This window comes from Burkholderia torrens, assembly GCF_984668525.1.
In genome coordinates, this window is the sequence record NZ_OZ480211.1 from 110,225 (window position 1) to 124,933 (window position 14,709).

Annotated in this window: 14 protein-coding genes; all 14 read left to right on the top strand. The window is 63.7% G+C overall.

Going from position 1 to position 14,709, the window contains the following annotated elements; all coding sequences use genetic code 11:
• Position 1: 1 nt before the first annotated feature.
• Positions 2 to 1,786: a branched-chain amino acid ABC transporter ATP-binding protein/permease gene (locus tag AC5LXX_RS00475; protein WP_493410174.1), complete on the top strand. Its 1,785-nt coding sequence runs from the start codon at positions 2 to 4 to the stop codon at positions 1,784 to 1,786.
• Positions 1,786 to 2,541 carry an ABC transporter ATP-binding protein gene (locus tag AC5LXX_RS00480; RefSeq protein WP_309286945.1) on the top strand — a complete coding sequence of 252 codons (756 nt, stop codon included), beginning with the start codon at positions 1,786 to 1,788 and terminating at the stop codon, positions 2,539 to 2,541. The genes AC5LXX_RS00475 and AC5LXX_RS00480 overlap by 1 nt, the downstream gene beginning before the upstream one ends.
• Positions 2,542 to 3,031: 490 nt before the next feature.
• Positions 3,032 to 5,002: a tRNA uridine-5-carboxymethylaminomethyl(34) synthesis enzyme MnmG gene (gene mnmG, locus AC5LXX_RS00485; protein WP_493410175.1), complete on the top strand. Its 1,971-nt coding sequence runs from the start codon at positions 3,032 to 3,034 to the stop codon at positions 5,000 to 5,002.
• Positions 4,999 to 5,685 (top strand): 16S rRNA (guanine(527)-N(7))-methyltransferase RsmG, encoded by a 687-nt coding sequence (gene rsmG, locus AC5LXX_RS00490; RefSeq protein ID WP_124454621.1) that lies wholly within the window; start codon positions 4,999 to 5,001, stop codon positions 5,683 to 5,685. The genes mnmG and rsmG overlap by 4 nt, the downstream gene beginning before the upstream one ends.
• A 51-nt stretch (positions 5,686 to 5,736) precedes the next feature.
• Positions 5,737 to 6,516 carry a ParA family protein gene (locus AC5LXX_RS00495; RefSeq protein WP_124454622.1) on the top strand — a complete coding sequence of 260 codons (780 nt, stop codon included), beginning with the start codon at positions 5,737 to 5,739 and terminating at the stop codon, positions 6,514 to 6,516.
• 31 nt (positions 6,517 to 6,547) lie between these two features.
• Complete coding sequence (locus AC5LXX_RS00500) at positions 6,548 to 7,441, top strand: ParB/RepB/Spo0J family partition protein (RefSeq protein WP_011546803.1); 894 nt, start codon at positions 6,548 to 6,550, stop codon at positions 7,439 to 7,441.
• A gap of 10 nt (positions 7,442 to 7,451) precedes the next feature.
• Positions 7,452 to 8,582, top strand: coding sequence for an SLC13 family permease (locus AC5LXX_RS00505; protein ID WP_493410176.1), 1,131 nt, complete (start codon positions 7,452 to 7,454; stop codon positions 8,580 to 8,582).
• A 568-nt stretch (positions 8,583 to 9,150) separates the two neighbouring features.
• Entirely contained in the window at positions 9,151 to 9,672 is a 522-nt protein-coding gene (locus AC5LXX_RS00510) for an ATP synthase subunit I (protein WP_124454626.1), read from the top strand.
• Positions 9,673 to 9,781: 109 nt separating this feature from the next.
• Positions 9,782 to 10,633 carry a F0F1 ATP synthase subunit A gene (gene atpB / locus AC5LXX_RS00515; protein WP_039351439.1) on the top strand — a complete coding sequence of 284 codons (852 nt, stop codon included), beginning with the start codon at positions 9,782 to 9,784 and terminating at the stop codon, positions 10,631 to 10,633.
• Between the two features lie 75 nt (positions 10,634 to 10,708).
• On the top strand, positions 10,709 to 10,981 hold the full coding sequence (gene atpE / locus AC5LXX_RS00520; protein WP_021160442.1) for a F0F1 ATP synthase subunit C: 273 nt from the start codon (positions 10,709 to 10,711) through the stop codon (positions 10,979 to 10,981).
• Positions 10,982 to 11,110: 129 nt separating this feature from the next.
• Positions 11,111 to 11,581 (top strand): F0F1 ATP synthase subunit B, encoded by a 471-nt coding sequence (locus AC5LXX_RS00525; protein WP_006477283.1) that lies wholly within the window; start codon positions 11,111 to 11,113, stop codon positions 11,579 to 11,581.
• Between the two features lie 2 nt (positions 11,582 to 11,583).
• Entirely contained in the window at positions 11,584 to 12,123 is a 540-nt protein-coding gene (locus AC5LXX_RS00530) for a F0F1 ATP synthase subunit delta (RefSeq protein ID WP_124454628.1), read from the top strand.
• A gap of 44 nt (positions 12,124 to 12,167) precedes the next feature.
• Positions 12,168 to 13,709: a F0F1 ATP synthase subunit alpha gene (atpA, locus tag AC5LXX_RS00535; protein WP_021160444.1), complete on the top strand. Its 1,542-nt coding sequence runs from the start codon at positions 12,168 to 12,170 to the stop codon at positions 13,707 to 13,709.
• A 68-nt stretch (positions 13,710 to 13,777) separates the two neighbouring features.
• Positions 13,778 to 14,653, top strand: coding sequence for a F0F1 ATP synthase subunit gamma (gene atpG / locus AC5LXX_RS00540; protein ID WP_057927954.1), 876 nt, complete (start codon positions 13,778 to 13,780; stop codon positions 14,651 to 14,653).
• Positions 14,654 to 14,709: the final 56 nt, after the last annotated feature.

Below are 14,709 nucleotides of genomic sequence, written 5' to 3' on the forward strand. Positions count from 1 at the left end.
GATGAAGACGATGGTACGCAACAAGACCTTCTGGGTGTTTCTCGTGGTGCTGTTCACGCTGCCGGTGCTGCCAGGCACGCTGCAGGTGCCCGAGTACTGGATCACGCTGCTGAACTACATCGGCCTCTATGCGATCGTCGCGATCGGGCTCGTGCTGCTGACGGGCGTCGGCGGGATGACGAGCTTCGGGCAGGCGGCGTTCGTCGGCATCGGCGCATATGCGACCGCGTTCCTGACGACGCGCTACGGCGTGTCGCCGTGGCTCGCGCTGATCGTCGGCGTCGTGCTGACGGCGCTCGTCGCGCTCGTGCTGGGCGCGGTCACGATGCGGCTGTCCGGGCACTTCCTGCCGCTCGGCACGATCGCGTGGGGCCTTGCGCTGTTCTACCTGTTCGGCAACCTCGAACTGCTCGGCAAGTACGACGGGATCAACGGGATTCCGGCGCTGAACCTGTTCGGCATCACGCTTGAAAGCGGCCGCAGCCTGTACTTCCTGATCTGGGCGGTCGTCCTGGCCGCGATCGTGTCGGTGCAGAACCTGCTGAACAGCCGGCCGGGACGCGCGATCCGCGCGCTGCGCGGCGGCGGCGTGATGGCCGAGGCGATGGGCGTGAACACGGCGTGGATGCGCGTGGTGATCTTCGTCTATGCGGCGGTGCTGGCAGCCGTGTCGGGCTTCCTGTACGCGCACTTGCAGCGTGCGGTGAACCCGACTCCGTTCGGCCTGAACCACGGGATCGAATTCCTGTTCATGGCCGTGGTCGGCGGCGTATCGCACGTGTGGGGCGCGGTGCTCGGCGCGGCGATCCTCACCGTGCTGCAGGACTATCTGCAGACGCTGCTGCCGAAGCTGCTCGGCTCGGAAGGCAACTTCGAGATCATCGTGTTCGGCGTGCTGATGGTGCTGCTGCTGCAGTACGCGCGCCAGGGCGTGTGGCCGTTCGTCGCTAGGCTGTTCCCGCGCGGGCCGCGTGCGCATGTGCCGGAGCAGGCCGATCCGTTGCCGCAGCGCGCGAAGCCAACGGCCGGCGAGCCGCTGCTCGTCGTAGACAACGCACGCAAGCAGTTCGGTGGCCTTGTGGCCGTCAACGACGTCAGCTTCGACGTGAAAGCGGGGCAGATCATCGGGCTGATCGGCCCGAACGGCGCCGGCAAGTCGACTACGTTCAACCTCGTGACGGGCGTGCTGAAGCCGACGGGCGGCACGATCACGTTCCGTGGCGAGCGCATCGACGGGCTCACGTCGCGCCAGATCGTCCGCCGCGGCATCGGCCGCACGTTCCAGCACGTGAAGCTGCTGCCGGCGATGACGGTGCTCGAGAACGTCGCGATCGGCGCGCATCTGCGCGGCCATACGGGCGTGTGGCGCAGCATCGCGCGGCTCAATGCGCACGAGGAAGCGCAACTGCTGGCTGAAGCCGCACGCCAGATCCGGCGCGTGGGGCTCGAGAAGCACATGTACGACGAAGCGGGCAGCCTCGCGCTCGGCCAGCAGCGGATTCTCGAAATCGCACGCGCGCTGTGCTGCGATCCGACGCTGCTGCTGCTCGACGAGCCGGCTGCCGGGCTGCGTTACCAGGAGAAGCAGCAGCTCGCCGACCTGTTGCGGCGGCTGAAGGCTGAAGGCATGAGCGTGTTGCTCGTGGAACATGACATGGATTTCGTGATGAATCTAACCGACCGGCTGGTGGTGATGGAGTTCGGCACGCGGATCGCGGAAGGGCTGCCGCAGGATGTGCAGCAGGACCCGGCCGTGCTCGAAGCGTATCTGGGCGGGGTGGAGTGATGACGGACACGACGATGCCGATTCTCGAAGTGCGCGGGCTGGCGGTACGGTACGGGAAGGTGGAAGCGCTGCATGGCGCGGCGATCAAGGTCGGCGCCGGGCAGATCGTCAGCGTGATCGGCCCGAACGGCGCCGGCAAGTCGACGCTGCTGAACGCGATCATGGGTGCGTTGCCGGTAACGGGGCATGCGTCGGGCGCGGTCGTATATCGCGGCAAGGACGTCGGCGCATTGCCGGTCGAGCAGCGTGTCGCGCGCGGAATGTGCCTCGTACCGGAAAAGCGCGAGCTGTTCAGCACGATGACGGTCGAGGACAACCTCGTGCTGGGCGCGTATCGCCGCAAGCAGGCGGGGGAATCGAACTTCCTCGACCAGCTTGATCACGTATTCGCGCTGTTTCCGAGGCTGAAGGAGCGCCGCAAGCAGGCGGCCGGCACGCTGTCCGGCGGCGAGCGGCAGATGCTCGCGGTCGGCCGCGCGCTGATGGGCAAGCCCGACCTGCTGATGCTCGACGAGCCGAGCCTCGGGCTCGCGCCGCTGATCGTGAAGGAGATCTTTCATATCATCAGCGCGTTGCGCGGTACGGGCGTGGCGACGCTGCTGATCGAACAGAACGCGCGGGCTGCGTTGCAGATCTCGGACTACGGCTACGTGCTGGAAACCGGTGAGTTTGCGCTGGAGGGGCCGGCTGCCGAGCTCGCGCAGAATCCGCGCGTGATCGAAACGTACCTTGGGCTGGCGAAGAAAACGGCTTGATGGTTGGGGCGGTTGGCGGGAAACGGGCGGCGTGTTTCACGTGAAACACGCCGTCTTTGTTTTTGGGTGAGTGAGGATAAGTGGCAAGGGAACAGTCGGAAGATCTGTGCTGAGGCAGCTTGTTCCACCGGCCGATGATGTATCGAACCCCCAGTGGACAAGTATCGGGGCAACCGGCAGAAATGCTGTGAGGAGGAGGGCGGGCACAGCGTGCCGCGTTCGTTTTGCCGCGCAGGCCACAGACATCGAGCGCGTTGCGAGTTCCTCATGACCAAGTTTTTGCACAGACCCAACGATGTGTGGCGGACCGCTCACAGCCATTGCTGGCGCGGCTCCGACAACCCGAATTCACCCGTCCACAGTCGAAAAAACGACGAAATGCACAGACCCTACCATTCGGACGGCATTCGGGCGAAAAGCGAACCCGCTATAATTCGGCCCATACATTTCTCTGATAGGTTCGTGCGCAGCTCTGCGTGCGGAATCCACCATGCTTTTTCCCACAGAATTTGACGTCATCGTCGTCGGTGGCGGTCATGCCGGCACGGAAGCCGCGCTGGCGTCCGCCCGTATGGGCGCAAAGACGCTGCTGCTGACTCACAACATCGAAACGCTCGGGCAGATGAGCTGCAATCCGTCGATCGGCGGCATTGGCAAGGGCCATCTGGTCAAGGAAGTCGACGCGCTGGGCGGCGCAATGGCCGCGGCCACGGACGAGAGCGGTATTCAGTTCCGGATCCTCAATTCGTCGAAGGGCCCGGCCGTGCGGGCGACGCGTGCACAGGCCGACCGTATCCTGTACAAGGCTGCGATCCGCCATCGGCTCGAGAATCAGCCGAACCTCTGGCTGTTCCAGCAGGCCGTCGACGACCTGATGGTCGAAGGCGACCGCGTGGTGGGCGCCGTCACGCAGATCGGCATCCGCTTCCGCTCCCGCGCGGTCGTGCTGACCGCCGGCACGTTCCTCGACGGCAAGATCCACGTCGGCCTGAACAACTATACGGGTGGCCGTGCGGGCGATCCGGCGGCCGTGTCGCTGTCGTCGCGCCTGAAGGAGCTGAAGCTGCCGCAGGGCCGCCTGAAGACCGGTACGCCGCCGCGTATCGACGGCCGGACGATCGACTTCTCGCAGCTCGACGAGCAGCCGGGCGACCTCGATCCGATCCCCGTGTTCTCGTTCCTGGGCCGCGCGGAACAGCATCCGCAGCAGCTGCCGTGCTGGGTCACGCACACGAACGAGCGCACCCACGACATCATTCGCGGCGGCCTCGACCGTTCGCCTATGTATACAGGCGTGATCGAAGGCGTCGGGCCGCGCTATTGCCCGTCGATCGAGGACAAGATCCACCGGTTCGCATCGAAGGAATCGCACCAGATATTCCTCGAGCCGGAAGGGCTGACGACTAACGAGTTCTACCCGAACGGAATCTCGACGAGCCTGCCGTTCGACGTCCAGCTCGAGCTCGTGCACTCGATGCGTGGTCTCGAGAACGCACACATCCTGCGCCCCGGCTACGCGATCGAGTACGACTACTTCGACCCGCGCGCGCTGAAGGCGTCGCTCGAAACGAAGGCGATCAACGGGCTGTTCTTTGCGGGCCAGATCAACGGCACGACCGGCTACGAAGAAGCGGCAGCGCAGGGCCTGCTGGCCGGCCTCAATGCGGGCCGCTACGTGCAGGAGAAGGACGCATGGTGCCCGCGCCGCGACCAGGCCTACCTGGGCGTGCTGGTCGACGATCTCGTGACGCGTGGTGTAGCCGAGCCGTACCGGATGTTCACGAGCCGCGCCGAGTATCGCCTGAGCCTGCGTGAAGACAATGCCGACATGCGCCTGACCGAGATCGGTCGTGAGCTGGGGCTCGTCGACGACGTGCGCTGGGACGCATTCAGCCGGAAGCGCGACGCTGTTTCACGTGAAACCGAACGCCTGAAGTCGACGTGGGTCACGCCGAAGACGCTGCCGCCGGAAGAGGCGACTGCGCTGCTGGGCAAGGCGATCGATCACGAATACAGCCTCGCCGATCTGCTGCGCCGCCCGGGTATCAGCTACGACGGCGTGTGCGGCCTGAAGGGCGGCGAATGCGGCCCTGCGGAACCGCTGGCCGATGATCCGGTGCTGCTCGAGCAGATCAAGGAGCAGGTCGAGATCGGTATCAAGTATCAGGGCTATATCGAGCGTCAGGCATCCGAGATCGAGCGCAACGATGCGAACGAGAACACGCGTTTGCCGGACGGGATCGATTACCGTGAAGTGCGTGGGCTGTCGTTCGAAGTGAGTCAGAAGCTCAACGAGTTCCGACCGGAAACGATCGGGCAGGCGTCGCGTATTTCGGGCGTCACGCCGGCGGCGATCTCGCTGTTGATGGTGCACCTGAAGCGCCGCGGCCTGGGCCGACGGAATGGTACTGCCGCCGAGGCAACGGAGCAGGGGGACGGTGCCGTCCCGACGCAACAATGACGGCGCGTCGCGCGCCGGCGGTTAATCGGGACGTACTGGAACAGATGCTCGTCGAAGGCACGACGGCGCTCGACCTCACGTTGACGGATACACAACGCAACCAGCTGCTCGACTACGTCGCGCTGCTCGGCAAGTGGAACGCGGTCTACAACCTGACCGCGATTCGCGACCCGAAGCAGATGCTGATCCAGCACATCCTCGATTCGCTCTCGATCGTCCCGCATCTGCGCGGCCGCGCATCGGCGCGTGTGCTCGACGTCGGCTCGGGCGGCGGGCTGCCCGGTATCGTGCTGGCGATCGTCGAGCCGGGCTGGCTGGTCACGCTGAACGATATCGTGCAGAAGAAGTCTGCATTCCAGACGCAGATGCGCGCGGAGCTGAAGCTGGCGAACCTGTCGGTGGTCACCGGGCGGGTCGAATCGCTGCAGCCGGGTATCGAAGTGCCGGAAAAATTCGACATGATCGTATCCCGCGCTTTCGCGGATCTGTCCGACTTCGTTAAACTTGCTCGACATCTGGTCGCGCCGGGCGGATCGATCTGGGCAATGAAAGGCGTCCACCCGGATGATGAAATTGCGCGCTTGCCGGAAGGCAGCCGCGTGAAGCAGACGATACGGCTGGCGGTGCCGATGCTCGATGCCGAGCGGCATCTGTTCGAAGTGGCCGTCGACGACGCGAATTGAAGGCACGCGGTAGCGTGCCGTTTGTTTGAAGGTAAAGGGAACACACCAACGATGGCAAAGATCTTCTGCGTTGCGAACCAGAAGGGGGGCGTCGGCAAGACGACGACATCGGTCAATCTCGCCGCAAGCCTTGCAGCGCAGGAGCAACGAGTCCTGCTGATCGATCTCGACCCGCAGGGCAACGCGACGATGGGCAGCGGGATCGACAAGGCCGCCTGCGAAGCGACCGTGTACGAGGTACTGGTCGACGGCGTGTCGGTGACCGACGCGCGCATTCGCCCGGACGGCGTCACCTACGACGTGCTGCCCGCGAACCGCGAGTTGTCCGGTGCCGAGATCGAACTGATCAGCATCGACAACCGCGAGCGCCGTCTGAAGGCCGCGCTCGAGCGCGTGGCCGACGACTACGATTTCGTGCTGATCGATTGCCCGCCGACGCTGTCGTTGCTGACGCTGAACGGGCTATGCGCGGCACATGGCGTCGTGATCCCGATGCAATGCGAGTACTTCGCGCTGGAGGGGTTGTCGGACCTCGTCAACACGATCAAGCAGGTTCACGCGAACATGAACCGCGACCTGAAGATCATCGGCTTGCTGCGCGTGATGTTCGACCCGCGCATCACGCTGCAGCAACAAGTCTCCGATCAACTGAAAGCGCACTTCGGCGACAAGGTGTTCGACGCGGTGATTCCGCGCAATGTGCGTCTGGCGGAAGCGCCGAGCTACGGGTTGCCGGGCGTCGTGTTCGACCGCAGCTCGCGCGGTGCGCAAGCGTATCTCCAGTTCGGTGCCGAGATGATTGAACGCGTGCGCGCGTTCGAGGTGTCGTGATCCGGACATGAGCGAAGCGAGGAAGAAAGACATGAACGCGGTACCAAAGAAGAAGGGCTTGGGACGTGGCCTCGAAGCGCTGCTCGGCGGCAGTGCCGATATCACCGAAGCGGTGAAGATCGAAGGGGCACCGAACACGCTCGCGCTCGGCAAGCTGCAGGCCGGCAAGTACCAGCCGCGGACGCGGATGGACGAGGGCAGCCTGCAGGAGCTCGCGGCGAGCATTCGCGCGCAGGGCGTGATGCAGCCGATCCTGGTACGGCCCATTTCGTCAGACAAATACGAGATCATCGCGGGCGAGCGGCGTTTCCGCGCAGCGCGCCTGGCCGGCCTCGATGAAGTGCCGGTACTCGTGAAGGACGTATCCGATCAGGCCGCCGCCGCGATGGCGCTGATCGAGAACATCCAGCGCGAGGACCTGAACCCGCTTGAAGAGGCGCACGGCATCCAGCGCCTGCTCGACGAATTCGGTTTCACGCATGAGCAGGCAGCGGAATCGGTCGGCCGTTCGCGCAGCGCGGTGTCGAACCTGCTGCGCCTGCTGAACCTCGCGTCGCCGGTGCAGACGATGCTGCTGGCCGGCGATCTCGACATGGGCCACGCGCGTGCGCTGCTCGCCGTCGATGCGGCGACGCAGATCACGCTCGCGCATCAGGTCGTCAACAAGCGCATGTCGGTGCGCGAGACCGAGAAGCTGGTGTCGCACACGACGAAGGAAGCGCCGGCCGTGAAGGCGCGTGCGAAAGACGATGGCGGCCGCGATACGCGCCGTCTCGAGGAGGAGTTGTCTGACCTGCTCGCGTCGACCGTGAAGATCAAGCTCGGCCGCCGCGGGCGCGGTCAGGTGTTGATCGACTTCGGCAACCTCGACGCGCTCGAGGGCATTCTCGCGCGGCTGCGCGGCAACGTCGCAACTGAAGAGTAACGGGCCGCCGATGCAGGAGAAGGGCGCATCGGCGCCGCGCCGGTGGCTCGGCTGGCTTGCGCAGGAACCGGTTCTGTCGGTGCTTGCACTCGGCCTGATCGTGCTGCAATGGGTGCGTCCGCAACCATTTGGGGTGCTTGCCGGTCGCGTCGACTGGCAGACTGTCGCGACGCTCGCGGGCCTGCTGATGCTGACCAAGGCGCTCGAGCTGTCCGGTTGCCTGATGTGGCTCGCGCACCGCATCGTTCATCACGTGCATTCCGAGCGCGGCCTCGCGATGCTGCTCGTCGGGTTCGCCGCGGTGCTGTCGATGTGGCTCACCAACGACGTCGCGCTGTTCGTCGTCGTGCCGTTGATGGTGTCGCTGCGTGCGCTGACGCCGCTGCCGTTCCGCCGCCTCGTGATCGTCGTCGCACTGGCCGTCAACGCGGGGTCCGTCGCGACACCGCTCGGCAATCCCCAGAATCTTTTCCTGTGGCAATTGAGCGGCGTGTCGTTCGGGCGTTTCGTGGTCACGCTCGGGCCGCTCGCACTCGCGCTGATGGCGCTGCTGCTCGTGCTCACCGCATGCGTGTTTCGCGCGAAGCCGCTCGACCTGTCGGGCGACGCCGACGCATTCCCCGTACAACGCATGCACGCGCTGATCGCGGCGGTGCTGTTCGCCGCGTTCGTGTTGCTCGCCGATGCGCACCATCCGCTGCCCGGCCTGGTCGGTGTCGCCATCGTGCTGCTCGCCGTCAAACGTGACGCAGTCCTGAAGATCGACTGGCTGCTGCTGCTGATCTTCGTCCTGATGTTCGTCGTGCTGCGCACTGCGGCTGCGCTGCCCGTCGTGCACGACATGATTGCGCATGCGCAACTCGATTCGCCGCTGCGCGTCTATGCCGCCGGCGCGCTGCTGTCACAGGTCATCAGCAATGTGCCGGCCGCGATCCTGCTGTCGGAATTCACGCACGACTGGCGCGCGCTCGCATTCGGCGTATCGGTCGGCGGGTTCGGTTTCGCGATCGGCTCGCTCGCGAACCTGATCGCGGTGCGTCTCGCGAAGGAGCCGCGCATGTGGCTGCCGTTTCACCTGGTGTCGATTCCGTTCGCGCTCGTGAGCGCGGTACTCGGCGCGTGGCTGCTCGTTCACGGTTGAGCAAGGCGGGGGTGCGCGGCACAGGTGCGCGATTCCCGCGGCGGAGAGGGTGCACAGCGTTCGCAGTGGCTACGGGCTGTTGATAAGTGCCGCAACCCACAGTCGAACATCTGTGGTGGCGCGACAACTGATTGGACGTATCGATGCGTGAGCGTCCGGTCGAGATTCGCACGTTGCGCACGGTCGATCGGCCGCGGCGTTTCGCGTGTTCCGGTCCGTCGCGCCGAGTCATTCCGCGCAACTGCTTTACCTCACATTCCCCGCGGTGATCGCGCCGCTCCCTCCGGGCCCGTATCGGGCGTCGTTTCCCCGTCATTTCCTCCGTCGCCGGCATTTTCCGCGCAAGAAATACCGGTGCAAAAAAGCGACCTTACAACTGTCATCGTACGTCGTCGAATCGCCCGTTTTTTCACATGATGAGGCGTCGTTTTACGCAGGTTTTTGTCGCGTCTAAAGCCTTGAATCACTTGCAACTATCGCTTACAATCGCCCGGATTTGTTAGCTAGGCACCCCTGAAAGCTTTCAGAAAGCTTGGGGTCGGGTTCAAGGACTTTGCGGAAGATTGCGATGGCGGGTCAGGCGCCGGACGACAGGCACGATGATCAGCGCACGCAACGCCCCGCTTCGGCGGCCGGCGAGTGGCGCGAATCCGATGACTGGGATGTCGAGCAGCAAGATAACAACATCGTTCCGCTTACACGGACAGAGGCCGAGAGGCTGTTCGGTCCGGACGTGAGCAAGCCCTCGCGCGTGACCCCCTACAAGGTGGTGTTCGCGCAAGTGGTCCTGTCCCTGGTTGCAACGCTGGCGTGGTGGCTGTTTTCGAAGTCGCCGGGCGCCGCTGCGCAATCCGCGTTTCTGGGCGGAGCGATCGGCTGGGTGCCCAGTGCGGTTTTCGTGGCACGACTGAAGGCAGGTGGCTCGGCCACCGTGATGAGCTGGGTGATGGGCGAAGCCCTGAAGCTCGCTCTGACGATCGGGATGTTCACTGCAGTGGCGTTCGGCTGGGCCGGCGTGCACTGGGTGCCGTTCCTCGTCACGTACCTCGTCGTGCTGAAGACGTACTGGATCGCGCTGGCCTGGCGGTAAGGAACAAGCAGCGTGCGGTTTCGACAACGAACCGCACCGGCCCGTTCCCGCAATAGCGTGTTGCGGAACAGGCAAAACGATTTTCGACAATTTGGGTGGCATTAACGATATGGCAGCTAGCGAAGGCACGCGCGGTCCGGATCCGTCCGAGTACATTGCGCACCACTTGCAGAATTTCTCCACCTCGCATCAGACGTCGATTTTCGACATCCACGTCTGGAATCTCGACACGCTGTTCTGGTCGATCGTGTGCGGCATCGTGACGATCCTCCTGCTGCGTCTGGCCGCCCGCAAGGCGACGTCGGGCGTGCCGGGCCGTTTCCAGTGCGCAATCGAGATGCTCGTCGAAATGGTCGAAGACCAGTCGAAGGCCATCGTCCACGGCAATCGTACCTTCATCGCGCCGCTCGCCCTCACGGTGTTCGTGTGGGTCGCGCTGATGAACTCCCTCGACTTCCTCCCGGTCGACCTGCCGGGCCGCGTGATCGGCCTGCTCGGTCTGTCGGACGTGATTTCCCACCATCGCATCGTCCCGACGGCCGACCTGAACGGCACGCTCGGCATCGCGCTCGGCGTGTTCGTCCTGATGATCTACTACAGCATCAAGATCAAGGGCGCGGGCGGCTTCGTGCACGAGCTGCTGTCGGCACCGTTCGGCGCACACCCGCTGCTGTGGATCCCGAACCTCGCGCTCAACATTGTCGAATATCTCGCAAAGACCGTCTCTCTCGGTATGCGGCTGTTCGGCAACATGTACGCGGGTGAGCTGTTGTTCCTGTTGATCGCCCTGCTCGGCAGCATGTGGAGCTTCGGTGGCGACGCAACGTTCCTCGGCTTCGTTGGCCATGTGATCGCGGGTAGCGTCTGGGCAATCTTCCACATCCTGATTGTTCTGTTGCAGGCATTCATTTTCATGATGCTGACGCTGGTGTATCTCGGCCAGGCGCACGACAAGCACTAAGCGCGGCGTGCAAGAAAGAGTTTCCGTTTTAGTTTTTTAAATCTCAGTTCCAAGTCTTTTCACAAAGGAGTGATCATGCAAGCTTACATCGCCAACATCCAGGGTCTGACCGCCATCGGTATCGGCATCATCATCGGCCTGGGTGCAATCGGCGCCTGTATCGGTATCGCGCTGATGGGTGGCAAGTACATCGAAGCCTGCGCACGTCAGCCGGAACTCATCAACCCGCTGCAAACGAAGATGTTCCTGCTGGCTGGTCTGATCGACGCTGCATTCCTGATCGGCGTTGGTGTCGCAATGCTGTTCGCGTTCGCGAACCCGCTCCTGTCGAAGCTCGTCGCAGGCTAAGGTTCCTCGGAAATATGCGTCCGGCGTGAGCCGGCGCAGGGCGGAACGGAGACTTGGGGCGCTGATCGAATGCAACTCGATGAGCGCCTTACCGTTTCATTTTTCCGGAATAGCAGATAAGGAAACACCGTGAATCTCAACGCAACTCTGTTTGCGCAAATGGTCGTGTTCCTGGTCCTCGCGTGGTTCACGATGAAATTCGTGTGGCCGCCGTTGATCAACGCCCTCGACGAACGTTCGAAGAAGATCGCCGACGGCCTCGCCGCCGCGGAGAAGGGCAAGGCGGAACTCGACGCAGCGCACAAGCGCGTGGACCAGGAACTCGCGCAGGCCCGCAATGACGGCCAGCAGCGCATCGCCGACGCTGAAAAGCGTGCCCAGGCGGTCGCCGAGGAAATCAAGGCCAACGCCCAGGCTGAAGCCGCCCGCATCGTCGCTCAGGCGAAGGCGGAAGCAGAACAGCAAATCGTGAAGGCGCGCGAAGCGCTGCGTGGCGAAGTCGCCGCGCTGGCCGTGAAGGGCGCCGAGCAGATCCTGAAGCGCGAAGTCGATCAAACGGCCCACGCCCAACTGCTGAATCAACTGAAAGCCGAGCTCTGATCATGGCCGAACTTGCAACCATCGCCCGCCCTTACGCAGAAGCGCTGTTCCGCGTGGCCGAGGGCGGTGACATCGCCGCCTGGTCCACGCTCGTGCAAGAGCTGGCCCAGGTTGCGCGTCTGCCGGAAGTACTGTCGGTCGCGTCGAGCCCGAAGGTGACGCGCACGCAAGTAGCCGAGTTGCTGCTTGCTGCGGTGAAGTCGCCGCTCGCGGCCGGCGCCGAAGCGAAGAACTTCGTGCAGATGCTGGTCGACAATCATCGCATCGCGCTGCTGCCGGAAATTGCCGAGCAGTTCGAGGCGCTCAAGAACGAACGTGAAGGCGCAGCCGACGCCGAGATCGTGAGCGCGTTCCCGCTGAACGGCTCGGATCTCGAAAGCCTCGTCTCGGGCCTCGAACGCAAGTTCAAGCGCAAGCTGAAACCGACGGTCGAAGTCGATTCGTCGCTGATCGGCGGCGTGCGCGTGACGGTCGGCGACGAAGTGCTCGACACCTCGGTTCGCGCGCGCCTCGCATCGATGCAGGCTGCCTTGACCGCCTGAGCGCCACGCCGGCACGCAACAGAATTGACTATCAGGAGCGAATAATGCAACTCAATCCCTCTGAGATCAGCGAGCTGATCAAGAGCCGGATCCAGGGCCTTGAAGCGAGCGCAGACGTTCGCAACCAGGGCACCGTGATCTCCGTGACCGACGGTATCGTGCGTATCCACGGCCTGTCGGACGTGATGCAGGGCGAAATGCTCGAGTTTCCGGGCAACACGTTCGGTCTCGCGCTGAACCTCGAGCGCGACTCGGTCGGCGCGGTGATTCTCGGCGAATACGAACACATCTCGGAAGGCGACATCGTCAAGACGACGGGCCGCATTCTCGAAGTCCCGGTTGGCCCGGAACTCGTCGGCCGCGTGGTCGATGCGCTCGGCAACCCGATCGACGGCAAGGGCCCGGTCAACGCGAAGCTGACCGACGCGATCGAAAAGATCGCCCCGGGCGTGATCTGGCGTAAGTCGGTGTCGCAGCCGGTGCAGACGGGCATCAAGTCGATCGACGCGATGGTGCCGATCGGCCGTGGCCAGCGTGAGCTGATCATCGGCGACCGTCAGTGCGGCAAGACCGCGGTGGCGCTCGACGCGATCATCAACCAGAAGGGCAAGGACCTGATCTGTATCTACGTCGCGATCGGCCAGAAGGCTTCGTCGATCATGAACGTGGTTCGCAAGCTCGAAGAAACGGGCGCGATGGAATACACGATCGTCGTCGCCGCTTCGGCATCGGATTCGGCTGCGATGCAGTACCTCGCACCGTACGCCGGCTGCACGATGGGCGAATACTTCCGCGACCGTGGCCAAGACGCGCTGATCATCTATGACGACTTGACCAAGCAAGCCTGGGCATACCGTCAGATCTCGCTGCTGCTGCGCCGCCCGCCGGGCCGTGAAGCGTACCCGGGCGACGTGTTCTATCTGCACTCGCGTCTGCTGGAGCGTGCGGCTCGCGTGTCGGAAGAGTACGTCGAGAAGTTCACGAATGGTGAAGTGAAGGGCAAGAGCGGTTCGCTGACGGCACTGCCGGTCATCGAAACGCAGGCTGGCGACGTGACCGCGTTCGTTCCGACGAACGTGATCTCGATTACCGACGGCCAGATCTTCCTGGAAACCGACCTGTTCAACGCAGGCATCCGCCCGGCAATCAACGCCGGCGTGTCGGTGTCGCGCGTCGGTGGCGCCGCTCAGACGAAGGTCGTGAAGAAGCTGTCGGGCGGTATCCGTACCGACCTCGCGCAGTACCGTGAACTGGCTGCATTCGCGCAGTTCGCATCGGACCTCGACGAAGCGACCCGCAAGCAGCTCGAGCGCGGCCGCCGCGTGACGGAACTGCTGAAGCAGCCGCAGTACCAGCCGCTGCAGGTCTGGGAACTGGCCGTGTCGCTGTACGCCGCGAACAACGGCTACCTCGACGACCTCGACGTCAAGCAAGTGCTGTCGTTCGAGAAGGGCCTGCGCGAAAACCTGAAGACCAGCCACGCTGACCTCATCAAGCGCATCGAAGACACCAAGGATCTCTCGAAGGACGACGAAGGCGCACTGCGCTCGGCGATCGAATCCTTCAAGAAGTCCGGTGCCTATTGATCCGCGAGTGACACACTGAGGCCGCGCGGGTGCCGAGCACCCGCGCCGCTTCGGTCAAGGAGCAAGCTATGGCTGGAATGAAGGAAATTCGCGGCAAGATCAAGAGCGTGCAGAACACGCGCAAGATCACGAAGGCGATGGAGATGGTGGCTGCATCGAAGATGCGTCGCGCGCAGGAACGCATGCGCGCCGCTCGTCCGTATGCAGACAAGGTCCGTGCCATCGCCGCGCACATGAGCCGTGCGAACCCGGAGTACCGCCACCCGTTCATGGTGGCGAACGACGGCGCGCAGACGGCCGGCATCATCCTCGTCACGACGGACAAGGGTCTGTGCGGTGGTCTGAACACCAACGTGCTGCGTGCGACGGTGCAGAAGTTCAAGGAGCTGGAAGAGAAGGGCCAGAAGGTCGAAGCCACCGCGATCGGTAGCAAGGGCCTCGGGTTCCTGAACCGCTTCGGCGCGAAGGTGATGTCGCAGGTCGTGCACCTCGGCGATACCCCGCACCTGGACAAGCTGATCGGCGCCGTGAAGACGCAGCTCGATCTGTACTCGGAAGGCAAGCTGTCGGCGGTTTATATCGCTTACACGCGCTTCGTCAACACGATGAAGCAGGAAGCCGTGATCGAGCAGCTGCTGCCGCTGTCGTCGGAACACTTCGAAGCCGATGACGGTACGCCGGCGACGTCGTGGGACTACATCTACGAGCCGGACGCGCAGGCAGTCGTCGACGAACTGCTCGTGCGTTACGTCGAGGCGCTGGTGTACCAGGCCGTCGCGGAAAACATGGCGTCCGAGCAATCGGCGCGCATGGTCGCGATGAAGGCCGCGTCCGACAACGCGAAGACGGTGATCAGCGAACTGCAGCTCGTATACAACAAGAGCCGTCAGGCCGCGATCACGAAAGAACTGTCGGAGATCGTCGGCGGCGCAGCCGCTGTTTAAGCGCGCGCCCGGGACGACAACTGCGCCTTTGCGCGAGTAAAGAATCAGGTATTTAA